12 protein-coding genes are annotated in these 24,246 nt (G+C 71.1%); all 12 read left to right on the top strand.

Going from position 1 to position 24,246, the window contains the following annotated elements; translation table 11 throughout:
• Positions 1-39: 39 nt before the first annotated feature.
• The 12 genes from NHG27_RS12595 (at position 40) to NHG27_RS12650 (ending at position 24,214) form a co-directional block, all read left to right on the top strand.
• Complete coding sequence (locus tag NHG27_RS12595; RefSeq protein WP_193721303.1) at positions 40-1,104, top strand: substrate-binding domain-containing protein; 1,065 nt, start codon at positions 40-42, stop codon at positions 1,102-1,104.
• Positions 1,105-1,260: 156 nt separating this feature from the next.
• A complete protein-coding gene (locus NHG27_RS12600; protein WP_497016519.1) occupies positions 1,261-2,436 on the top strand; it encodes a Gfo/Idh/MocA family protein in 1,176 nt (391 codons plus the stop codon).
• Positions 2,437-2,591: 155 nt separating this feature from the next.
• The gene (locus tag NHG27_RS12605; RefSeq protein WP_497016520.1) at positions 2,592-8,120 is read left to right on the top strand and encodes a ThuA domain-containing protein; all 5,529 of its coding nucleotides are present in this window, start codon (positions 2,592-2,594) and stop codon (positions 8,118-8,120) included.
• Between the two features lie 372 nt (positions 8,121-8,492).
• Entirely contained in the window at positions 8,493-9,161 is a 669-nt protein-coding gene (locus tag NHG27_RS12610) for a hypothetical protein (RefSeq protein WP_497016521.1), read from the top strand.
• An 84-nt stretch (positions 9,162-9,245) separates the two neighbouring features.
• Positions 9,246-10,250 (top strand): sugar phosphate isomerase/epimerase family protein, encoded by a 1,005-nt coding sequence (locus NHG27_RS12615; RefSeq protein WP_497016522.1) that lies wholly within the window; start codon positions 9,246-9,248, stop codon positions 10,248-10,250.
• 247 nt (positions 10,251-10,497) lie between these two features.
• Positions 10,498-11,760: a Gfo/Idh/MocA family protein gene (locus tag NHG27_RS12620; protein ID WP_497016523.1), complete on the top strand. Its 1,263-nt coding sequence runs from the start codon at positions 10,498-10,500 to the stop codon at positions 11,758-11,760.
• Positions 11,757-13,379 carry a sugar ABC transporter ATP-binding protein gene (locus NHG27_RS12625; RefSeq protein WP_497016524.1) on the top strand — a complete coding sequence of 541 codons (1,623 nt, stop codon included), beginning with the start codon at positions 11,757-11,759 and terminating at the stop codon, positions 13,377-13,379. Before NHG27_RS12620 ends, NHG27_RS12625 begins: the two co-directional genes overlap by 4 nt.
• A complete protein-coding gene (locus NHG27_RS12630; RefSeq protein WP_497016525.1) occupies positions 13,376-14,497 on the top strand; it encodes an ABC transporter permease in 1,122 nt (373 codons plus the stop codon). Before NHG27_RS12625 ends, NHG27_RS12630 begins: the two co-directional genes overlap by 4 nt.
• Positions 14,494-15,603: an ABC transporter permease gene (locus NHG27_RS12635; RefSeq protein WP_497016526.1), complete on the top strand. Its 1,110-nt coding sequence runs from the start codon at positions 14,494-14,496 to the stop codon at positions 15,601-15,603. The genes NHG27_RS12630 and NHG27_RS12635 overlap by 4 nt, the downstream gene beginning before the upstream one ends.
• Before the next feature lie 105 nt (positions 15,604-15,708).
• Positions 15,709-16,932 (top strand): substrate-binding domain-containing protein, encoded by a 1,224-nt coding sequence (locus NHG27_RS12640; protein WP_193721294.1) that lies wholly within the window; start codon positions 15,709-15,711, stop codon positions 16,930-16,932.
• 197 nt (positions 16,933-17,129) lie between these two features.
• Complete coding sequence (locus tag NHG27_RS12645) at positions 17,130-17,993, top strand: sugar phosphate isomerase/epimerase family protein (RefSeq protein ID WP_497016527.1); 864 nt, start codon at positions 17,130-17,132, stop codon at positions 17,991-17,993.
• 152 nt (positions 17,994-18,145) lie between these two features.
• Positions 18,146-24,214, top strand: a complete 6,069-nt coding sequence (locus NHG27_RS12650; protein WP_497016528.1) for a ThuA domain-containing protein — start codon at positions 18,146-18,148, stop codon at positions 24,212-24,214.
• Positions 24,215-24,246: the final 32 nt, after the last annotated feature.

Here is a 24,246-nt window from a genome sequence, read left to right on the forward strand (position 1 = left end):
CCAACCCGCACCAGCCGGACCAGAATCAAGGGAGATCTCATGTCCGCTCGTACCCGCACCTCGGTGCGTCGTCGTCTGACCCTCGCCACCGTCGCCCTCACCTCGGTCGCACTGTTCGCCTCGGCCTGCACCTCGAACACCCCCGAGGCGGAGGAGACCGGCGGCGCCGCGGCCGCCCCCGTCGCGTCGTCCGACAACGACGCGACCGGCGACAAGGTCGTGATCGGCTTCTCCGCCCCGGCCGCCGACCACGGCTGGATGGGCGCCATCACCAAGGCCGCCCAGGCCGAGGCCGACAAGTACGACGACGTCGACCTCAAGGTCGCCGAGGGCACCAACGACGTCAACCTCCAGATCAGCCAGATCGAGACGTTCATCAACGACGGCGTCGACGCGATCGTCATCCTGCCGTTCGACGGTGCCGCACTCACCGAGGTCGCGACCGACGCCATGGAGGCCGGCATCACGGTCATCAACGTCGACCGCGAGTTCTCGAGCCCCTTCGCGGCCCGCGCGACCGTGCTCGGCGACAACTACGGCATGGGCGTGAGCGCCGGCACGTACATCTGCGAGCAGCTCGGGGACAACAAGGAGGCGGTCGTCGCCGAGATCGCCGGCATCGACTCGCTGCCCCTGACCCAGGACCGCAGCAAGGGCTTCGCCGACGCCCTCGAGGGCTGCGGGCTCGAGGTCAGCAACCGCGTGGCCGCCGACTTCACGGTCCAGGGCGGCGAGCAGGCCGCCTCGAACCTCCTGCAGGCAGCCCCCAAGATCGACGCGATCTGGAACCACGACGACGACCAGGGCATCGGCGTCCTCTCCGCGATCGACGCGGCCGGGCGCGACGAGTTCTTCATGGTCGGCGGCGCCGGCTCGAAGGACGTCATGGAGGACATCAAGGCGGGCGACACGGTCCTGCAGGCCACGGTCGTCTACCCGTCCACGCAGGCCGCCGACGGCGTCAAGCTCGCCCGCCTCGCGGTGCAGGGCAAGTCGATGAGCGACCTCGCATCGATGGGGGTCCCGCGTCAGGTGCAGCTCTACGCGCCCGTCGTGACCAAGGACAACGTCGACGAGTACCTGCCCTCGGCCTTCCAGTCCTGAGCATGCTCCCTCGACGTCGCGGGCGGGTCGGACGCCCCGGCGGCCGCACGCCGGTCGCCCCGGGCCACGGCCCGGCGGGAGCCCCGGGCCACGGCCCGGCGGACACCTCTCCCACCGACCCGCCCGCGACGTCCACCACGAAAGGAAGTGCCTGAGATGGCGCAAGACGGTCACCCGACCCTCGGGATCGGCATGGTCGGGTACTCGTTCATGGGGGCTGCCCACTCGCAGGGATGGCGCACGGCGCCGCGGTTCTTCGACCTGCCGCTCGCGCCCGAGATGCGCGTGCTGGCGGGCCGGGACGCGGACGCGGTGACCGCGGCCGCGAGCCGGCTCGGTTGGCGCGACGTCGAGACGGACTGGCGCAAGCTCGTGGCGCGCGACGACGTCGACCTGGTCGACGTCTGCACCCCGGGCGACACGCACGCGGAGATCGCGATCGCCGCGCTCGAGGCGGGCAAGCACGTGCTGTGCGAGAAGCCGTTGGCCAACACCGTCGAGGAGGCCGAGCTCATGGTCGCCGCGGCCGACGCGGCCGCGCAGCGCGGGGTGCTCGCCTCGGTGGGCTTCACCTACCGGCGGGTCCCCGCGGTCCAGCTCGCGCGACAGCTCGTCGCGGACGGGCGGATCGGCACGATCCGCCACGTGCGCGCCCAGTACCTCCAGGACTGGATCGCGGACGAGGACGTGCCCCTGTCGTGGCGGCTCGACAAGTCCAAGGCGGGCTCGGGCGCGCTCGGCGACATCGGGGCGCACATCGTCGACCTCGCCCAGTTCGTCACGGGCGAGGCGATCACGGGGGTCGCGGGCGTCCTGGAGACGTTCGTCTCCGAGCGGCCGGTCGCGACCGGCTTCTCGGGCCTGTCCGGCACGGCCGGGACAGAGCGGGGACCGGTCACGGTCGACGACGCCGCGGTCTTCCTCGCGCGGCTCGCCGGCGGCGGGCTGGGTGTCTTCGAGGCGACCCGCTTCGCCTACGGCCGCAAGAACGCGATCCGCCTCGAGATCAACGGCTCGCGCGGGTCGGTCGCGTTCGACTTCGAGGACATGAACGTCCTGCACTTCTTCGACGCCTCGGACGACCCGCAGGTCGCGGGCTTCCGGCGGATCGTCGTGACCGAGCCCCAGCACGCGTACATCGCGAACTGGTGGCCCGCGGGCCACGGCCTCGGGTACGAGCACGCGTTCACGCACCAGGCCGTGGACCTCGTGCGCGACCTGGCGGCCGGCGTCCAGCCCACCCCGTCCTTCGCCGACGGCCTGGCCGTCCAGCGGATCCTTCACGCCGTCGAGCGCAGCGCCGCGTCCGACGGCGACTGGCAGCAGATCTAGAAGGGAGGCCCTCGTCCCCGCCCGCGGCGGGGAGCCGCGCCACGCGTGGCGCACGATGCCCGGCGGAGCTGGTCCGCCATCGGTGACGACGGTTCACGGCCGATGCCGTCGTCACCCCGGAGCGCAGCATGTCCCGACATCACAAGGAGTCCTTGGTGAGAAACGTGCTCTGGAGAGCACCGCGCGCAGCGTTGCGCACGGTCGCGGCCGTCGCCGCTACCGCGGTGGCCCTCCCACTGTCCATGGCGACCGGGGCGGCGGCCTTCGCCGCCGCACCCGGCGCCGTCCCCAGCTCCAACCAGTCCGCCACGACGTCGGCCGCGGCGGCTGCCGCCGCGGAACCCTTCGACGCCCTGGTCTTCTCCAAGACCGCCGGGTTCCGGCACGACGCCATCCCGGCCGGGATCGCGGCGATCGAGAGGCTCGGCACCGAGAACGGCTTCACGGTCGACGTCACGGAGGACGCGGCCGCCTTCACCGACGAGAACCTCGCGCAGTACGAGGTCGTCATCTGGCTCTCGACGACCGGCGACGTGCTCAACGGTGAGCAGCAGGCCTCGTTCGAGCGGTACATCGCGAACGGCGGCGGCTACGCGGGCGTGCACGCCGCGTCCGACACCGAGTACGACTGGCCCTGGTACGGCTCGCTCGTGGGCGCCTACTTCTCCGGGCACCCGCAGAACCAGGACGCCACGATCAAGGTCGAGGACGGGGTCCACCCCTCGACCGCGCACCTGCCGTCCCGCTGGGACCGGCACGACGAGTGGTACAACTTCCGGACCAACCCGCGCGACACCGTCCACGTGCTCGCGAGCCTGGACGAGACGACGTACGACGCGGGCGGCTCCAGGATGGGATCCGACCACCCGATCGCGTGGTGCCAGGCGTACGAGGGCGGCCGGTCCTGGTACACCGGCGGCGGCCACACCCAGGCCAGCTACACCGAGCCGGGCTTCGTGGAGCACCTGCTGGGCGGCATCCAGACGGCTGCGGGCGTCGTGGACTCGGACTGCAGCGCGACGCAGAGCGCGAGCTTCGAGCGCGTCGCGCTCGACGAGGACACGAGCAACCCGATGATGCTCGACGTCGCCCCCGACGGCACGGTGTTCTACGCCGAGCGTGACGGCCGCGTCCGCCGCATCGACCACGACGCCAACGTCACGACGACGGCGCTGACCCTCAACGTGACGCAGGCCAACGAGGACGGCCTGCTGGGCCTCGTGCTCGACCCGGACTTCGCCGCGAACGGCTGGCTCTACGCCTACTGGTCGCCCGCGAACGTCGGGTCGGACGGCCCGCACAACCGGATCTCGCGCTACACCTACGACACCGCGTCGAGGACGTTCGACCCGGCGAGCGAGAAGAAGCTCCTGACCGTGACCACGCAGCGCGACACGTGCTGCCACGCGGGCGGGGACATGATCTTCGACGAGGACGGCAACCTGATCCTCGCGACGGGTGACAACACCAACCCGTTCGAGTCCGGTGGCTTCACGCCGACCGACGAGCGTCCCGGGCGCAAGAACTTCGACGCCCAGGGCTCCTCGGCGAACTCGAACGACCTGCGCGGCAAGGTCCTGCGCATCACGCCCGAGGACGACGGCACGTACTCGATCCCCGCGGGCAACATGTTCGCCCCGGGCACGGACAGGACGCGGCCCGAGATCTACGCCATGGGCTTCCGCAACCCGTTCCGGATCGGGATCGACAACGCGACCGGGAACGTCCTGGTCGGCGACTACGGCCCTGACTCGGGCGCGGCAGACCCCGCTCGCGGTCCCCGCGGCGCGGTCGAGTGGAACGTCGTGAGCGAGCCGGGCTTCTACGGCTGGCCGTACTGCACGGGCGCCAACACGTCCTACGTCGACTTCAACTTCGCGACCGGCCAGTCCGGTGCGTCGTTCGACTGCGCGGCGGGCACGACCAACGACTCGCCGAACAACACGGGCATCCAGGACCTCCCGGCCGCCACGGCCGCCGAGATCTGGTACACCGGCGCGGCGAACCCGCAGTTCCCCGAGATCGGCGGCGGCGGTGCGCCCATGGGCGGCCCCGTCTACGAGTTCGACCCCGAGCTCGACTCCGACGTGAAGTGGCCCGCGTACTGGGACGGCAAGGCGCTGTTCGGCGAGTGGAACCACGGCACGATGTTCTCGATCCAGCTCGACGGCGACAAGCGTGACCAGATCGTCGACATCAACCGGATCATGCCGGGCGTGCTGGACCCGTCCAACGGGTTCGACCGCCCCATGGACTTCGACTTCGGTCCCGACGGCGCGCTGTACGTGATCGACTGGGGCTCGGGCTTCGGGGGCAACAACGACTCGAGCGCGGTCTACAAGGTCAACTACGTCCAGGGCGACCCGTCGCCGATCGCCCACGCCCGCGCGGACGTGACGAGCGGCGCGGCACCCCTGACGGTCCAGTTCTCGTCGGAGGGCACGCGGCACCCGGCCGGCGAGCCGATCGCGCTCCAGTGGACGTTCGGCGACGGCTCCGCGCCCTCGACCGAGGCGAACCCGACCCACACCTACGCCGCGAACGGCTCCTACACGGCCCAGCTCACCGTGACCGACAGCAACGGCAAGGTCGCCGTCGCCAACGTCACCGTGGTCGTGGGCAACCAGGCGCCCACGGTGAAGATCGAGTTCCCGGACAACGGCGGGTTCTTCGAGTGGGGCGACCAGGTCCGCTACCGGATCACGGTCGACGACCCCGACGGAGACGTCGACTGCTCGGCGGTCGCGCTGCGCACCTCGCTCGGCCACGACTCGCACGCCCACCCCATGGAGGAGCTGTACGGCTGCGAGGGGGTCCTCCAGACCGCTCGCGACGAGGGGCACGGCATCGAGTCGAACATCTTCTGGGTCATCGAGGGCTCGTACACCGACGACGGCGGCGAGGCCGGCGTGCCCCTGACGGGCAACGCCCTCCAGGTGCTCCAGCCCAAGCGCGTCCAGTCGGAGTTCTACACCTCGACGGGTCGTGAGACCTCGATCGGGACCGGCGGAACCCCGGGCGTCCAGAAGGAGACCACGTCGGACTCCGCGGGCGGCGGTCAGAACCTGGGCTACATCGAGCCCGGCGACTGGTGGGCGCACGAGCCCGTGAGCCTGGCGAACGTCGAGGCCATCAGCCTGCGCGTCGCCTCGCCCAACGCGGGCGGCGTGGTCTCGCTGCGCTGGGACTCGGCGACGGGTCCTGAGATCGGCCGGATCACCGTGCCGAACACGGGGGACTGGCAGGTCTACCGCGACGTCTCGACGCCGCTCACGAACGTGCCGGAAGGCAGCGGGACGCTCTACTTCGTCCTGCTCTCGGGCGGCATCAACGTCAACTGGATGGACATCGACGGCCGCGGTGTCACGGACAACGTCCGTCCTGACGTCGAGCTCGACGTGACGCCGGTGTCCGGGACGGTCCCGCTCGAGGTCACCGCGACCGCGACCGGCTCCGACCCCGACGGCGAGGCCTCCGACCTCGTCTACGCGTGGGACGACGGTCTGGGCGGCGGGTTCGTCGACGGCGGCCCGGAGTTCTCGCACACGTACACCTCGGCGGGCACCTACCGGCTGCAGGTCCGCGTGACCGACGCCGGAGGTGCCTACACGGTCAAGTACGTGAGCATCAAGGTCAACGAGTCCGGTCCGGTCATGTGCTTCTCGAGCCGCTCGGACGACTTCACGGGCACCGCGGTGGACGAGGACCGCTGGTCCACGATCATCCGTCGTGACCAGAAGCTCGCGGTCGCCGACGGTCACCTCGTGGTCCCGGCGAGCAAGGCGGACTTCTACGGTCAGGGAGAGGGACCGGTGTCCAACATCGTCCTGCAGGACCTCCCGTCGGGCCCGTGGACGGCGACCACCAAGGTCACCTTCCCGGCGCGCGCCCAGTACCAGCAGGCCGGTCTGCTCCTGTGGGGCGACGGCGACAACTACGCCAAGATGGTGATCCAGGGCCGCTCGGCCACGCCGGACGCGAGCCAGCGCATCTTCCAGTTCATCCGTGAGGAGAACGGCACGCCGAACGAGGTGGCCGCGTCCAACACGGCGAACCTGGGGGCCGCGTTCCCCGACACGTTCTACGTGCGGTACACGAGCGACGGGTCGAACCTGCGCGCGTACTACTCGGCGGACGGCCTGGACTTCACGGCCATGGCGGAGACCAAGTCGCTCCACGGGCTCGTGAACCCGAAGATCGGGCTCGTCGCGCTCGCCAACGACGGCTCGGTGCCGGACGTGGTCGACGCGAAGTTCGACTGGTTCCACATCACGCCGGACGACACGGCCACCGCGGCCGGGCCGGACGACGAGTTCGAGGGGACGTCGCTCGACGGCTGCCGCTGGAGCACCGTGGTCCGTCCCGACGCGTCGGGCCTGCGGGTCGCGGGCGGCAAGCTCGAGATCGACACCACGCCGACGGACATCTACGGCACGGGCAACACCGACGTGCCGAACATCGTCCTGCAGGACCAGCCCGCTGGTGACTGGACCGTCGAGACGAAGGTCGACGGCTCGACGTTCAACCAGCAGTACCAGCAGGGTGGTCTGATCCTCTACGGCGACGACGACAACTACGTCAAGCTGGACTTCATCACGAAGAACCAGCCGGGCGCGGCGGTCGACCGTGGCCTGGAGCTGCGCAGCGAGGCCGGGGCGACCGTCCTCAACCCGCAGCCCAACGTCAACGACCTGACGCAGGGCGTGTGGTGGCTGCGCCTGGCCAAGGCGGGCACGACCTTCACCGGCTCGTACAGCGCCGACGGCGTCACGTGGACGGAGATCGCCGAGAAGGTGACCAACCCGGGCCTGGCGGACGCCAAGGTCGGCCTGTACGCCCTCGGCGCGAGCCAGCAGGCGTCCGCGACCGCGACGTTCGACCACTTCCGGGTCGTCCCGGCGGCCGCGCCGCTCACGGTGAGCGGGTCGCTCGACCCGGCCTCGCCGTCGGGCGCGGACGGCTGGTGGACCGGGCCGGTCACGGTCACGGTCGCCACCACGGGTGGCGCCGCGGGCCAGCAGGTCTACCGCGAGTACCAGCTCGACGGCGGCGCGTGGGCCGAGTACACGACCCCCGTGGTCGTGGCTGCGCCCGGTGAGCACGTGGTCAAGGTGCGGGCCTCGGCCGGCACCGAGAGCGCGAGCGGCGCCGACGTGGTGCTCAAGATCGACGGTGACGGCCCGAGCGTCGCGGCGACGCTGCGCGAGGACCGCACGGTCGAGGTCGTCGCGACGGACGACGTCTCGGGTGTCGCCTCGGTCGAGTACTCGCTCGACGGGACGACGTGGGCCGTGTACGAGGGCCCGGTCGCGGTCGGGGACGACGCGGTGTCGTTCTCCTACCGGGCCACGGACGTGGCAGGGAACGTCACGGCGCAGTCCGTCGACGTGCCCGCGGGCGAGTCCGTCCCCGTGACGGTCACCGCGGTCCCCAAGTGCGTCGCGAACCGCGTGGCGCTCGCGGTCACGGCCGTGAACACGGGTGACGGCCCGGTCACGGTCGTGCTCCGCTCGGCCTACGGCTCCAAGACCTTCACGGGCGTCGCGGCGGGCAAGTCTGCCCACCAGTCGTTCGCGACCCGTGCGGCGTCGGTCGACGCCGGGCAGGTCACGGTCACGGCGACGGACGCCGAGGGGAGGTCCACCACCTACACGGTCGAGCACGCCGCGGCGAGCTGCGGCTGACCGGCCCCCGTGCGGCCGCGGTGACCCTGCGGCCGCACGGGCGACGACCGGTGTGCCGTGGAGCATCGGCCGACGTGTGCTGACGGGGGCCCTTCGGCCGGGACCCCGTCAGCACGGCCGAAGGCCGCGCGCACACCTGGCGCCCCGCCACGACGGGGGGCGCCGGCTCCCGGCGCCGGAATCCCGGTGCTCCGGCTGGCGCCGGGAGCCACCTTCCGGGACACGGAGGGTGCGGGGCGTCCGGTGGCGCCCCGTGGACGTGGCCGAGGCACGACCCGCGCGGCCTGGGGTGGCGCGGCGCACGACCAGCAGTACCGTTCGGCCCACCGGGCCGCGCAGCCCGACGTACGACCCTTCCTTCACGACGAGGTGATGAGCGACATGACTCAGCAGGCGAACCGGCACACCGACCGGGCGCGCGACCCACGCCCCCGTTCGCGTCCCGGCACGACGGTCCGAGCCCGGCGACGTCTCGCGGCCCTGGTCGCGCTGTTCGGCGCGCTGCTCGCGACGATGCTGGGCGCGGCCCCCGCGGGTGCGCACGGCGGCGACATCATCCTGTCGATCGGCGGCGACGGCGCCGGCGGGATCTCGGTCAACGTGACGTACAAGACGGACGGGCACCCGGTCGAGGAGATCGTCGACGTCATGGTCACCGCGGTCTCCGACCAGGGGACGGAGGTCGGTCCGCTCCAGCTGTCCTCGGCCTCCGAGGGCGTGGGGTGGTACACCTCGGCCCCGGACGTCCTGAGCGACGGCCACTGGACCGTGACCGCGACGACGACCACCCCGGTCGCCACGACCGCGACCTCGCAGATCGACGTGGTCCCGCCACCTGCGGCGCCTGCTCCTGAGGCGGGCACGGCCGACGGCGCCGACGCAGGCGCGGCCGACGCCGAGGGCACCTCGGCCGCGGCGGCGGGCGACGAGGGGTCGGGGATCCCGACGGCGGCGCTCGTCGTGGGCGGCGCGGTCCTGCTCGTCGGCGTGGTCGCCGTGGTCGCGGTGCGCCGTCGGGCGTCGACCGCGACGCGGGCCTGACGACGCCCCGCCCGAGACCACCCCGGACTCACCGGAGCACGACCAAGACCCCCGAACGGGTGTCGGAACGAAGGAGACATCGACATGGCACGACCCATCACCCTGTTCACCGGCCAGTGGGCAGACCTGCCCTTCGAGGAGGTGGCCCGGCTCGCCTCGGAGTGGGGCTACGACGGGTTGGAGATCGCCTGCTGGGGCGACCACCTCGACCCGTGGCGCTGGGACGACGACGAGTACGTGCAGGGCAGGCTCGACCTGCTGGCCAAGTACGACCTCCAGGTCCACGCGATCTCGAACCACCTCAAGGGGCAGGCGGTGTGCGACGACCCGATCGACCAGCGCCACCGGGACATCCTCTCGGACCGCGTGTGGGGCGACGGCGACCCCGAGGGCGTCCGGCAGCGGGCGGCCGAGGAGATGAAGAACACGGCGCGCCTGGCGGCGAGGCTGGGCGTCAAGACCGTCGTGGGCTTCACGGGCTCGTCGATCTGGAAGTACGTGGCGATGTTCCCGCCGGCGTCGCAGGACATGATCGACGCCGGCTACCAGGACTTCGCGGACCGCTGGAACCCGATCCTCGACGTGTTCGACGAGGTCGGGGTCCGCTTCGCGCACGAGGTGCACCCGAGCGAGATCGCGTACGACTACTGGACCACCGTCCGCACGCTCGAGGCGATCGGGCACCGCAAGGCGTTCGGGCTCAACTGGGACCCGAGCCACATGGTGTGGCAGGACCTCGACCCGGTGGGGTTCCTGTGGGACTTCCAGGACCGGATCTACCACGTGGACTGCAAGGACACGAAGAAGCGCATGCACAACGGCCGCAACGGCCGGCTGGGCTCGCACCTGGCCTGGGCCGACCCGCGCCGTGGCTGGGACTTCATCTCGACGGGCCACGGTGACGTGCCCTGGGAGGACGCCTTCCGGATGCTCAACAGCATCGGGTACGACGGTCCGATCTCGGTCGAGTGGGAGGACGCGGGCATGGACCGTCTCGTCGGGGCGCCCGAGGCCCTGGCCTTCGTCAAGCAGTACGCGTTCGAGGCGCCCGACGCAGCGTTCGACGCGGCGTTCTCGACCAAGCAGTAGCAGCAGCTCCCGACCACGCAGCAGCAGGTGCTGCCGCGGGCGTGGCCGGCCGTACGACGACGCAGGGCGTCCTCCGAGCGAGGGCGCCCTGCGTCGTCGGCGGTGGGGGCCGTGCACGGTCGGGAGAGAGGAAACGTCACCGACGGTACGCCGCAGCAATTGTTTAACCGATGATGTTACTGAACGGTGACAATGAACTTCCGGCTTTTGCTTGACCGCCGTCAGAAGTCCCCCTACGGTGTGTGACATGCGAGCCGAAGAAGTCGCGCAAGACCACGGGGCAGTCACCGCCCCCACAGCCCCGACGCAGGCGTCCACCCTGGACGCACACGCCACCGTGGCCGCAGCGACCACCCCCACCACTGACCGCGCAGCGACCGACCTGCTGCCCAGCCGCCTGCCCGCCGCGGGCTACCGGGCCGGGATCATCGGGACGGGATTCATCGGGGAGGTCCACGCCCGGGCGATCCGCACGGCCGGGGGAGAGCTCGTCTCGGTCGCCGGGATCGACGCCCCGGGTGCCCGCGAGGCCGCGGCCGACCTCGGCGCGCAGGGCTACGCGGCCACCGCCCAGGAGCTCATCGACGACCCCGACGTCGACGTGGTGCACGTCTGCACCCCCAACTTCCTGCACGTTCCCCTCGCGACCGCGGCGCTCGCGGCCGGCAAGCACGTGGTGTGCGAGAAGCCCCTCGCGACCGACCTCGAGGGTGCGCTCGCCCTGGCCGGTCTCGCCGCGCAGGCTTCCGCCACGGACGGCCGCGTCGCCGTCGTGCCCTTCGCCTACCGCTTCCACCCCATGGTGCGCGAGGCGCGCGCACGCGTCCGCAGCGGCGCCGTCGGCACGATCAGCCTGGTCCACGGGTCCTACCTGCAGGACTGGCTGCTGCGCGCGAGCGACGACAACTGGCGCGTCGACCCGGCGCTGGGCGGGGCGAGCCGCGCGTTCGGCGACATCGGGTCGCACTTCTGCGACCTCCTCGAGTTCACTACGGGTCAGCGCATCGTGCGCCTCGTCGCCCAGACAGCGACCGTCAACGCCGAGCGCACGGGACTCGACGGGCTCCCGACCGCGGTCCGCACCGAGGACGCCGTGACGCTCCAGTACGAGACCGACGGCGGAGCGCTCGGCTCGGCGGTCATCAGCCAGGTCTCGGCCGGCCGCAAGAACCGCCTCTTCCTCGAGATCTCGGGGTCCGAGTCGACGCTCGCGTTCGACCAGGAGGCCCCCGAGAGCCTCTGGGAGGGACGCCGCGACACGAGCCGCCTGCTCGTGCGCGACCCCGAGACGCTCGCCCCCGCGGCCGCGCGCTACTCCCGTCTCCCCGCTGGGCACCCCCAGGGGTACCAGGACTGCTTCGACGCTCTCGTCGGCGACACCGCCGCGGCCATCGCCGGGCGCACGCCCGACGGGCTGCCCACGTTCGCCGACGGGCTCCGGGCCGCACACCTCGCCGAGGCCGTGGCCCGTTCCGCACGCACCGGCACCTGGGTGGAGGTAGGGGCATGACATCACCGACGGCACCAGGAGGAGCGAGCGCCACGGGCGCGCCCATCCTGCGGCTGCGGGGCATCGGCAAGGTCTTCTTCGGCAACTCGGTCCTGCGCGGCATCGACCTCGACGTGCGCCCGGGCGAGGTCCACGCGCTCGTCGGCGAGAACGGTGCCGGCAAGTCGACGCTCATGAAGATCATCGCCGGGGTCCACCAGCCCGACGCGGGCTCCATGGAGCTCGACGGCGCCCCCGCGACGTTCGCGTCGCCGCTCGCAGCGCAGCTGGCCGGGGTCTCGACGGTCTTCCAGGAGTTCAACCTCCTGCCCGAGCGCACCGTCGCGGAGAACGTCTACCTGGGACGCGAGCCGCGCCGGTTCGGGATCGTCGACGTCCGGCGCATGGCCCGCGACACCGACGCCCTGCTCGCCGACCTCGGTCTGCACGGCCTCGCGTCGTGGATGCGGGTCGGTTCGCTGTCCGTCGCCGAGCAGCAGATCGTGGAGATCGTCAAGGCGGTCTCCTACGACGCGCGCATCATCTCGATGGACGAGCCGACCGCGGCGCTCGCCGACCAGGAGGTCGAGCTCCTCTACGCGCTCGTCCAGCAGCTGCGCGACCGCGGCGTCGCGATCCTCTACGTCTCGCACCGCCTCAAGGAGATCTTCGACCTCTGCGACACCATCACGGTGCTCAAGGACGGTGACCTCGTGCTGACGACCGCGACGGCCGACATCACCCCGGACCGGCTCGTGCGCACCATGGTCGGGCGCGAGTTCGCGGGCTACTACCCGGACAAGGACCCTGGCACGGTGCCGGGGGCCGTCAAGCTCGCGCTCTCGGACGCCGGGAACACCCAGGTCGACGGGATCGACCTCGAGGTCCGCGCGGGCGAGATCGTGGCCCTCGCCGGGCTCCAGGGCAGCGGACGCACCGAGATCGCGCACGGCGTGTTCGGCGTCGCGCCCTTCACCCGCGGCACGGTCCTGCTCGACGGCGAGCCCGTGACGGTCGCCTCTGCCCGTGAGGCGGTCCGCCTCGGGATCGCGCTCGTGACCGAGGACCGCAAGGCCGAGGGCCTCGCGCTCGAGCAGTCGATCTCCGCGAACGCGCGCCTCGTGCTCGACGCCGTGACCCCCCGGTCCTCCGACCGTCGGGCCCGGGCGATCCCGGGCATCCTGTCGTCGCTCGACCTGGTCTCGCGCTCGAAGGACGCCGAGGTCCAGTACCTCTCGGGCGGGAACCAGCAGAAGGTCGTCCTCGCGAAGTGGCTCGTGACCGACCCGTCGGTCATCGTGCTCGACGAACCCACGCGTGGCATCGACGTCGGCGCCAAGCGTGCGGTCTACGACCTCATGCGGACGCTCACGGCGCGCGGCGTCGCGATCCTGCTCATCTCCTCCGAGCTCCCCGAGGTCGTCGCGATGGCTGACCGCATCCTCGTGATGCGCGACGGCCGGCTCGCCGGCGAGCTCCCCGCGGGCAGCGACGAAGAGGCCGTCATGGCGCTCGCGACCGGCGCGGGGGACACGTCCGAGCACGTCGAGGTCGACCTCTCCGCGCTCGACGTCCCCGTCGGGTCCACCGTCCGACCACCCCGTCCCGCGCACAGCGACACCCTCCAGGAGGAGAAATGAGCACCGCGGTGAGCACCGCTTCGCCCCGTGCGGGGAGCGCGACGTCGGGCCCCCGACGGCGCCGGCTCGGCTCGACGGGGATCGTCTACCTCGCGCTCGTCGGCATCCTGGCCGTCTCGGCCGGGCTCGTCGCGGCGCAGGGCGGCAGCTTCTTCAGCCAGGGGAACCTGTTCTACCTGCTGTCGCAGACGAGCCTGCTGGGCTTCGTCGCGATCGGGCAGACGTTCGTGATCCTGTGCAAGTCGCTCGACCTGTCGGTCGGCTACGTCGTGGCCTGGTCCTCGCTCGTCGCCGCCACGACCATGGCCGGCGACCCGTCGCGCATCTGGCTCGGCGTCGTCGCGGCGCTCGCGGTGGCCGCGGGGGTCGGCCTGGTCAACGGTCTGGTGATCTCGAAGCTCCGCGTCAACTCGTTCATCGCGACGCTCGGTGTCGGCCTCATCATCAAGGGCTACCTCGACACCCAGTACAAGGGCCCCTCGGGCGAGATCCCCAAGGCGTTCCAGGGCTTCGGGTACACCCGCATCGGCCCGGTGCCGGTCTCGGTCATCGTGCTCGCGGTGGTCATGGTGCTCGGCGTCGTGCTGCTGACCCGCACCCGCCCCGGCTACCACATGTTCGCGGTCGGCGGGAACATCGACGTCGCCCGGCTCTCGGGCATCCGCACCGACCGGTCGATCATCCTGGCCCACGTCCTGTGCTCGCTGTGCGCGGGCGTGGCCGGGCTCCTCATCGCGGCACGGTTCGGCACGGGCAACGCCCTGGTCTACACCTACGGCTACGACCTCAACTCGATCGCGGCCGTGGTCCTCGGCGGGACCCTGCTCATGGGCGGACGCGGCTCGATCCTCGGCACGATCGCGGGCGTCCTGATCCTCGCGTCGCTCGACACGGTGTTCAACGTGCTCGACGTCAGCCCGTTCTTCAAGGACGTCCTGCGCGGCGCGATCATCATCGCCGCGGTCGCCATGTACGCCCGCCGTCAGATCGACCCGGCCAGCAGCCGGGCGAGGTTCCGGGCGCTGGGCAGGTCCGTCGGACCGGGCTCGGGCCCGGACGGCGGCGGCCCCGGCTCCGCGAGCCCCACGAGCACCACCGGCAAGGAGGCCACCCGATGAGCGCGAGCACTCCCGCGACCAGCCCGAGCGGCACGCAGGCCCCGACCCGGGGCGGGTTCTCCCGCTGGGTCCAGCGCGTCACGTCCGGCAGCACCTGGACCGTCTACGCCCTGCTGATCGTGGTGTTCGTCGCGATCCTCGTGATGAACCCGTCGTTCGGCGAGCCCATGTCGATCATGGCCTTCCTGAAGAAGGCGGCCCCGCTCATCGTCCTGGCGATCGGGCAGTACTTCGTCATCGTCTCGGGGGAGTTCGACCTCTCGGTCGGCTCGCTCGTCGGGGCGCAGGTCGTGATCGCGGCCAAGCTCATCGACGGCGAGGAGTCCATGACGTGGCCCGTGATCGGCCTCATGGTCCTGTTCGGCCTGGGCGTCGGGCTCGTCAACGGCCTGATCGTCACGCTGCTCAAGGTCCCGTCGTTCATCACGACGCTCGGCATGATGCTCGTCCTGTACGGGGCGATCCGGCTCTGGACCGGCGGGGCGCCGACCGGCTCCCTGACGGAGGGCTTCCGCCAGTGGGGTCGTGGCGGGCTCCCCGACACGCCCGGCCAGTTCCAGGTCCCGTACGCGGTGCTCATCACGGTCGTCCTCGGCGTGGTCGCGGTGGTCGTCATGCGCCGCCCGTTCGGTCGCACGCTCGTCGCGACCGGTGACAACGACGTGGCCGCAGCGTTCTCGGGCACCGCGGTCTGGTGGGTGCGCACGCGGGCCTTCCTGTTCTCGGGCTTCATGGCCACGGTCGCGGGCATCCTCATCGGCGGCTACGCGGGTGTGACGGCCCAGGTCGGCGAGGGCCTCGAGTTCATGGCGATCACCGCGGTCGTCCTGGGCGGCGTCGTCCTGGGCGGCGGCCGGGGGTCGGTCGTCGCGGCCATGGCCGGCGCGCTGACCCTCGAGGCCCTGTTCACCCTCTTCAACCAGCTCAGCCTGCCGTCCACGATCCGCCCCGCGGTCCAGGGCGTGATCATCATCGCCGCCGTGGCCTACGCCGCGATGCCGCGCAGGTCCAGGACCGCGCCCCCGGGCGCCCCGAGCTCCCCGACCACCCCGGCAGGGGTCCCCGAACCCACCGTCCCCAAGGAGCCCCAGCCAGCAGCGCCCTAGTCCTCCGGCCACCCCCCGGAACGCCACACAGATCCGTCCCCGACAGACCGTCGCACCGTTGCGACGGGCAGGACAACGAAGTCTTCCGATCACAGGAGAAGGAACATGCGACGCTCTCGAGTTCTCATGGCAGGAGCCGCGACCGCGGCACTGCTGTTCACCGCTGCGTGCAGCACCGACGTGCCCGACGCCCCCGCCGGGGGCGGCGAGACCGCCGCCGAGGCGGGCGAGGAGGCGAGCGAGTCCGGTGCGAACAGCGAGTGGTTCGTGCAGGCCGACTACGACCGCCAGCTCGCGCAGCGCACCGCGGTCCCCGAGGGACCGGCCGAGCAGCCGTGGCTGCAGGCCATCGACCCCGAGTACGTGGACACCGCGCAGTACGCGAAGGAGGGCGGCAAGAAGCTCTGCTTCTCCAACGCGTCGGTCTCCAACCCGTGGCGCGTCACGGGGTTCATCACCATGCAGCAGCAGGTCGAGGTCCTCAAGACGTCGGGCGAGATCTCCGAGTTCCGGGTCTCCGACGCGGCGGACGACGACAACAAGCAGATCTCCGACATCCAGGCGTTCGTCGAGGCCGGTGACTGCGACGCGATCATCATCTCGCCGTCCACGACCGCGACCCTGACCCCCGCGGTCGAGGCGGCGTGCGAGAGCGGCAAGCCCGTCATCGTGTTCGACCGTGGCGTCAACTCCGACTGCATGGTCACGTACATCCACCCGATCGGCGGCTACGCGTACGGTGCCGACGGCGCGGAGTTCCTGGTCGAGAACCTCGAGCCGGGCTCCAAGGTCCTGGCCCTGCGCATCCTGCCCGGCGTCGACGTGCTCGAGAACCGTTGGGCCGCGGCCGACAAGATCTTCTCGGAGAGCGACATCGAGGTCGTGGGCCAGGAGTTCACCGGTGGTGACGGCGCCAAGATCAAGGACATCGTGACGCAGTACCTGCAGCGCGGCGACGTCGACGGCATCTGGATGGACGCGGGCGACGGCGCGGTCGCGGCGGTCGAGGCGTTCGAGGACGCCGGCAAGCCCTACCCGGTCTTCATGGGCGAGGACGAGCTGAGCTTCATGCGCAAGTGGCAGGAGACGGACATGACGGCCCTGGGTGCCGTGTACTCCAACTTCCAGTGGCGCACCCCGATCCTCGCGGCCCAGAAGATCTGGAACGGCGAGCAGGTCCCGGCCGAGTGGGTCCTCCCGCAGTCGCCCATCACGGGCGAGGACCTGGACGCCTACCTCGAGGCCAACAAGGACATGCCCTCGCTGCACTACGCCAAGTTCGGCGGCGAGGACCTGCCCGGCTACCCCGAGGCGTGGACGAACCGCTGACGCGGTCGACGCACCTCACGGCCCCCGGCCGCTGACCCCGCCCCCCCCGCCCGGTCCCTCGCTCTCCTCGAGGGGCCGGGCGTGGGTAGGTCGGCACGGCCCGCCGGGTGCCCGACGACGGAGCCCGCCTTCCGCGCGAGGGCGAGCTCCGGCGTCGGGCATCCCTGCAGACGCACCCACCGACGAAAGAGAGCACAGTGGCCCGCACACGCCCCTTGGGGGTCAACACCTGGGTGTGGACCTCGCCCCTGACCGACGCCTCCCTGCGAGAGATCGCCCCGCGTGTCGCCGGGTGGGGGTTCGACGTCCTCGAGCTGCCCGTCGAGGACGTCGCCGACTGGAACCCGCAGCAGGCCGCAGGCGTCCTCGACGACCACGGCCTCGGGGCGTCGGTGTCCCTCGTCATGGGGCCCGGGCGCGAGCTCGTCGCAGCCGACGCCGGCACGATCCGCCGGACCCAGGACTACCTGCGCCAGGTCGTCGACCTGGCGCACACGGTCGGTTCGCGGGTGATCGGCGGCCCCGCGTACGCGTCGGTCGGGCGCACCTGGCGGCTGACCCCCGGCCAGCGCGAGGCCGCGTACGCCGAGCTCGTCGACCACCTCGCGCCCGTCGTGGACCACGCCATGGCCGCGGGGGTGCGGATCGGTCTCGAACCCCTGAACCGCTACGAGACGAGCCTGGTCAACACGGTCGACCAGGGGCTCGCGGTCGTCGCACCCCTCCCGACCGAGGGGATCGGGCTCATGCTCGACATCTACCACATGAACATCGAGGAGACGGACCTGGCCGCCGCGGTGACGCGCGCCGGGGACCGCATCGCGCACGTGCAGGTCTGCGGCAACGACCGCGGGGCCCCCGGAAGCGATCACCTCGACTGGACCGCGTTCCTCGGCGCGCTCGACCGGGTGGGCTACGACGGCTTCCTGTGCATCGAGTCGTTCACCGCCGACAACGCGACCATCGCGACGGCCGCCTCGATCTGGCGGTCGCTCGCCCCCACCCAGGACGCCATCGCTGTCGATGGCCTGGCCTTCCTGAAAGGACTGATGCGCGGCTGACCGACCGGTAGGTTGCACCACCTCGTTTCGCAGGACCGACGGCGCCGGCACGCCGTGGGACGACGTATCTCTTCACAGCACGTGCGGCCCCGTTCACCGACGAGCGGGGCACGGACTCTCGCCACGTGCCGACTGCCCTGGAGGCAAGACACATGAAGGCTGCGCGACTTCCCCTGCGGGGAAGAGCCGTCGCGGCGCTGACCATCGGAGCTCTGGCGTTCACTCTCGCGCCCGCGACCATGGCCACCGCCCACGACGGACCACATGCTCCCGGTGACGACCGCAAGGTCCTCATCTTCACCAAGACGACCCAGTTCCGGCACTCGGAGGCGATCACGCAGGGCACGCCCGTGCTCGAGGCCGCGTTCGCCGACGTCGGGATCGCGTCCGACCACACCGAGGACTCCTCGGTCTTCACCGACGCCGGGCTCGCCGAGTACGACGCCCTGGTGATGTTCCAGACGTCGGGCGACCCGTGGAACGCGGACCAGAAGGCCGCGCTCGAGCGCTACCAGCAGGCCGGCGGCGGCATCGTCGCGATCCACAACGCGACCGACATGCGCGGGAACTACGGCTGGTGGGACGACATGATCGGGGCGCTCATGCCCGGTCACGCGGCCACGGGCAACAGCCCGGGCCTGCCCGGCACGGTCCGCGTCGAGGACCGCGTGCACCCCTCGACGTCGCACCTCGACCAGCGCTGGAACCGCGCCGACGAGTGGTACAACTACTCGGCCAACGTGCGCGGCAGCGCGCACGTGCTCGCCACGATGGACGAGTCGACGTACGACGCGGGCGGCAACAAGATGGGCGCCGACCACCCGATCTCGTGGTGCAAGCCCTATGACGGAGGCCGCGCCTGGATGACCGGCATGGGTCACTTCGGTGCGCACTTCACGGGCGAGCCGGACCTGGTCCAGCACATCGTGGGCGGCGTCCAGTGGGCGTCCGGCCAGGTGGCCGGCGACTGCGGCGGCACCGACTGGGGCCAGTTCGAGAAGGTCGCGCTCGACACCAACACGAGCGCGCCGTTCGGCATGGACGTCGCCCCCGACGGCCGCGTGTTCTTCACCGAGCTCGTGCGCGGACAGATCCGCGTCTACGACCCGCGCACCCAGAACACCACGACCGCGCTCACCATCCCCGTGTACTCCGGTGGTGAGGACGGCCTGCTGGGCCTCGCGCTCGACAAGGACTTCGCGACCAACGGGTACCTGTACCAGTACTACTCGCCGGCCAGCGCCGACGACACGAACCCGGAGAACTTCTTCAACCGGATCTCGCGCTTCACCGTGACCGACGGCGGTCCCGGCGGCACCGTGATCGACCCGGCCTCGGAGAAGGTCCTCATCGAGGTCCCGGCCGGGCGCCTGCCCGACGAGCCGGGTCACACGGGCGGCAGCCTGATCTTCGACGACCGCACCGGTGACCTGTACATCGGCGTGGGCGACGACGTGAACCCGCACTCCGAGCCCTCGGGCGGCTACGCCCCGATCTCCGAGCGCCCGGGCCGGCTGCACGACGCGCGCGCGACGTCGGCGAACACCAACGACCTGCGCGGCAAGGTGCTCCGCATCCACCCCGAGGCCGACGGCACGTACACGATCCCCGAGGGCAACCTGTTCGCCCCGGGCACCGACAAGACGCTGCCCGAGATCTACGCCATGGGCTTCCGCAACCCGTTCCGCTTCACGATCGACCCCGCCACGGGCAACCTCGGCGTGGCCGACTACTCCCCGGACAACGGTTCGGACAACCTCGCGAACCGCGGCCCCGCGGGCATCGCCGAGTGGAACCTCATCCAGGAGCCGGGCTTCTTCGGCTGGCCCCTGTGCATGGGCAAGAACGAGCCCTTCCGCGACGTCGACTACCGCACCAACCCGGTGACGGTCGGCGCCAACTTCGACTGCGCCGCCCCGGTCAACGACTCCATCCTGAACACGGGTCTGACGCAGCTCCCCGCGGCCCAGCCCGCGGACATGTACTACGGCTACCAGCGCACCTCTGCCCCCGGCGTCATCAACGCCGGTGGCGGGCTCGCACCCATGGGTGGTCCGTTCTACAGCTACGACGCCGACCTCGTGTCGGACACCAAGTTCCCCGAGTACTACGACGGCAAGCCCTTCTTCTACGAGTGGGCGCGCAACAAGATGTACTCGATCGACCTCAAGGACACGACGCCGAAGGGCGCCGCCGTCGAGAAGGTCAACCCCTTCCTGTCGAACGAGCAGTTCCTCGCCCCGATCGACTCGACGTTCGGCCCCGAGGGCGCGCTCTACGTGCTCGACTGGGGCGGCGGGTTCGGGCGTGACAACCCGAACTCGGGCCTGCACCGCATCGACTACGTCTCCGGATCGCGCTCACCGGTGGCCAAGCCGGCTGCCACCCCGGACTCGGGCACGGCCCCGCTGACCGTCACGTTCGACGGTGCCGCGAGCACGGATCCCGAGAACGAGGCCCTCACGTACGCGTGGGACTTCGACGGTGACGGCACGACCGACTCGACCGACGCCAAGCCGGTGCACACCTACACCGCGAACGGCGTCTACGACGCCCGCCTCACGGTGAGCGACCCGTCGGGCAAGGTCGGCACCGCGACGGTCCCGATCACGGTCGGCAACACGCGCCCCGAGGTCGACTTCAACCTGCCGCCGACCGGGTCGTTCTTCGACTTCGGCGACCGGATCGACTGGGACGTCGAGGTCACCGACGCCGAGGACGCCTCGATCGTCGACGAGAACGTCATCATCCAGCCCGCACTGGGCCACGACGCGCACGCGCACCCGTCCGAGCCGCTCCACGGCACCACGGGCTCGGTCGAGACCGGCCTGGGCGGTGGCCACGGCGAGGACATGAACGTCTTCTACGTGCTCGACGCCCGGTACACCGACGGCGGCGGCGAGGGCGACGTGCCCGCGCTGACCGGCTCCGACACGACCCTGGTCTTCGGCAAGAAGCGTGAGGCCGAGTTCCAGACGGCCTCGCAGGGCACGACCCAGCTCCCGAGCCGGGACGTCGAGGGCGGCGGGTCCGTCATCACGGGCAAGGACGGGGCCTGGTCCTCGTACGACCCGTTCAACCTCCACCAGATCAGCGCCCTGTCGCTGCGCGTCTCGGCAGCCCAGGCGGGCACCGTCGAGCTGCGTCGTGACGCTCCCGACGGCGAGCTCCTCGCCACGGCCTCCGTCCCGGAGACCGGCCTGGGGACCTTCACCGACGTGCGCGTCGACGTGGCGGACCCGGGCGAGAGCTTCACGCTGTACGTCGTGTTCCCCGGTGCGGGCGAGCGTCGCCTGAACTTCATCGAGGCGCACGGCAAGGGCATCTCGGCCACGACCCGCCCCGAGGTCGTCGTGACCGCTCCCGAGGCGGGCGTCCAGCTCGAGCAGGGTGAGATCACGGTCTCGGCCGCCGCGACGGACGCCGAGAACACGGTCACGCAGGTCGAGTTCTTCGTGAACGGCGAGTCGATCGGCACGGACACGTCCGCGCCGTACACCACGACGTGGAACGCGACGGCGGACAACTACTACAAGCTGACCGCGGTCGCCACGAACGACAAGGGCCTCACCACGAAGTCCCGCATCGTCATGGCGCAGGTCGGCGACCTGTTCGCCGGCATGAAGACCTTCACCAACGCGAACGGCACGTTCGAGCAGCTCTCCGAGGGCAAGTACCTCGTGACCTCTGCAGGTGCCAACATGTGGCAGGGCACCGACGAGTACTCGGCCATCTACAAGGAGGCCGGGGCGGACGAGAAGTGGTCCGCGACGGTCAAGATCAACAGCCAGGGCAACTCCAACGGGTCCGCCAAGGCAGGGCTGATCGTCCGCAACGACGTGACGCAGCCGGGCAAGTCGCCGGGCTACGCGGCCCTGGGCATCCGCCCCAACGGTGGTTTCGAGTGGCTGCGCGGCAACGCTGCGGGCCAGCTCGTGACGTCGTCCGCGGCGAGCTCGTCGAGCTACCCCGCGTGGGTGCGGATCGAGCGCGACGGTGACCTGTACACCGCGTCGTGGAGCAAGGACGGCGAGAACTTCACCCAGATCGGCGACCCGGTGTCCCTGCCGGGAGCGGCGTCGGTCCAGGACGTCGGCCTGTTCGTGACGGCGCACAGCTCGAACCAGAGCGCGGTCGAGTTCCAGGACTTCACGTTCGACGACGACCCGGTCGACCCGACCGAGCCGGGTACGGGCACGCCGCCGCAGTGCGCGGCGCAGAAGTCCGACGAGTTCGACGCCGCGTCGCTCGACACCGGTCGCTGGACCGTGGTGCGCACCGCACCCGGGAAGTCGATCACGGTCGCGGACGGCAAGGCGGTCCTGCCCGTCGTCCAGGGCGACATCAACGAGGCGGTCCCGGGCCCGATCAGCTACCTGGGCCAGCCGGCACCTGCCGGGGCGTGGGAGATCCAGACCAAGGTCGAGGTCCCGCTCGCACGGCACTGGCAGCACGCGGGTCTCCTCGTGCACGTGAACGACGACGAGTACACCAAGTTCGCGTTCACGAAGAACCAGAACGGCAACCGTTTCCTGGAGTTCCAGACCGAGACCGGCGGTGCGCGCACGTGGCACGGCCAGACGAACGTCGCGGCGAGCTTCCCGTCGTCGGTGTACCTCAAGCTGACCTCGACGGGTACGGCCATCACGGCCGCGTACTCGGCGGACGGCCAGACGTGGACCGCGATCGCGGGCTCTGCCCCGGTCAAGGCGAACGCGACCTTCGGCGTCATCGCCGCGGGCGACACGGGCACGGCCGACTCGGTCGCGCTGGTCGACTGGTTCAAGGTCACGCCGGACTCGACGGACGACGGCACGCGTGAGCCGTCCGACGAGTTCGAGGGCACGGCTCTCGACGGCTGCCGCTGGAACAACGTGGTCCGCTACGACGCCTCGAAGGTCGAGGTCGCCGGCGGCGAGCTGCGCATCACCACCCAGCCGGGCGACATCAACAACAACAACCCGGTCAGCCCGCGCAACTTCGTGCTCCAGGCAGCCCCCGAGGGCGACTGGGTCGCGGAGACCCGCTTCAAGGCTCCGCTGCTGCACCGTTGGCAGTACGCGGGTCTGATGGCGTACGGCGACGACGACAACTACGTCAAGCTCGACGTGGTCGCCAAGAACCAGCCCGGCACCCCCCTGAACCTGGGTGCCGAGCTCGCGTCGGAGAAGAACGCGGCCTCGAGCGGCGGCAACCGCCAGCTCGAGATCGCCGACACGACCGAGTCGGGCTACTGGTACCTGCGCATGGAGAAGGTGGGCAGCACGTACCAGGGCTGGGTCAGCGACGGCGGCGTGAACTGGACGTCCCTCGGGGCGCCCGTCACGAACGACGCGGCACTGACGTCCTTCGGTCTCGTGGCCATCGGCCCCGAGCAGGAGGTCCCGGTCACGGTCGCGTTCGACTGGTTCCACGTCACCACGGGTGACGAGGACACGCAGGCGCCGGTCGTGACCGTCGCCCAGGACCCGGCGGCCGGCGCGTCCGGCTGGAACACCGGGGCCGTGACGGTCTCCGCGACCGCGACCGACGACGTCTCGCAGGCGCCGTCGATCGAGGTCAAGGTCGCCGACGGCGCCTGGGCCCCGTACACGACCGGGATCGAGCTCACGACGGGTGGCGAGCACTCGCTCGCCTTCCGCGCGACCGACGAGGCCGGCAACGTGTCGCAGGAGGTCGCGCACGTGGTCAAGATCGACGCCACGGCACCGACAGCGACGGCCGAGCTGTCCGAGCGCACGGTCACCCTGGCCGGCGCGGACACGGGCTCGGGTCTCGCCCGGGTCGAGTACCGCCTCGCCGACACCCCTGCGGACGAGTGGCTCGAGTACACCGAGCCCTTCGCCGTCGGGGACGGGGCCGTCGAGGTCTCGTACCGCGCGGTCGACGTCGCCGGGAACGTGAGCGAGCCGCTCACCCTCTCGGTGCCGGCGGTCGAGGGCGGGGTCACGGCCGAGGTCGTGGTGCGCACGCAGTGCACGGCGGGCAAGGCGCTCGTCAACGTGCGGGTCGTCAACACCGACGACGCGCCGGCCACGATCAAGGTGACCACGCCGTTCGGGACGAAGACCTTCACGGGTGTCGCCCCGGGCAAGTCCGCAGCGCAGTCGTTCGCCTCGCGGGCGACGTCGGTCGAGGCCGGCGCCGCCACCGTGGTCGCGACGATCGGTGACCGGACGTCGACGTTCACCGTCGACTACGCGGCCGCTTCCTGCGGCTGATGCACGAGCGGCAGGCGCCGCCCCCACGGGGG

The sequence above is a fragment of the Oerskovia sp. 140933 genome, from assembly GCF_059651515.1.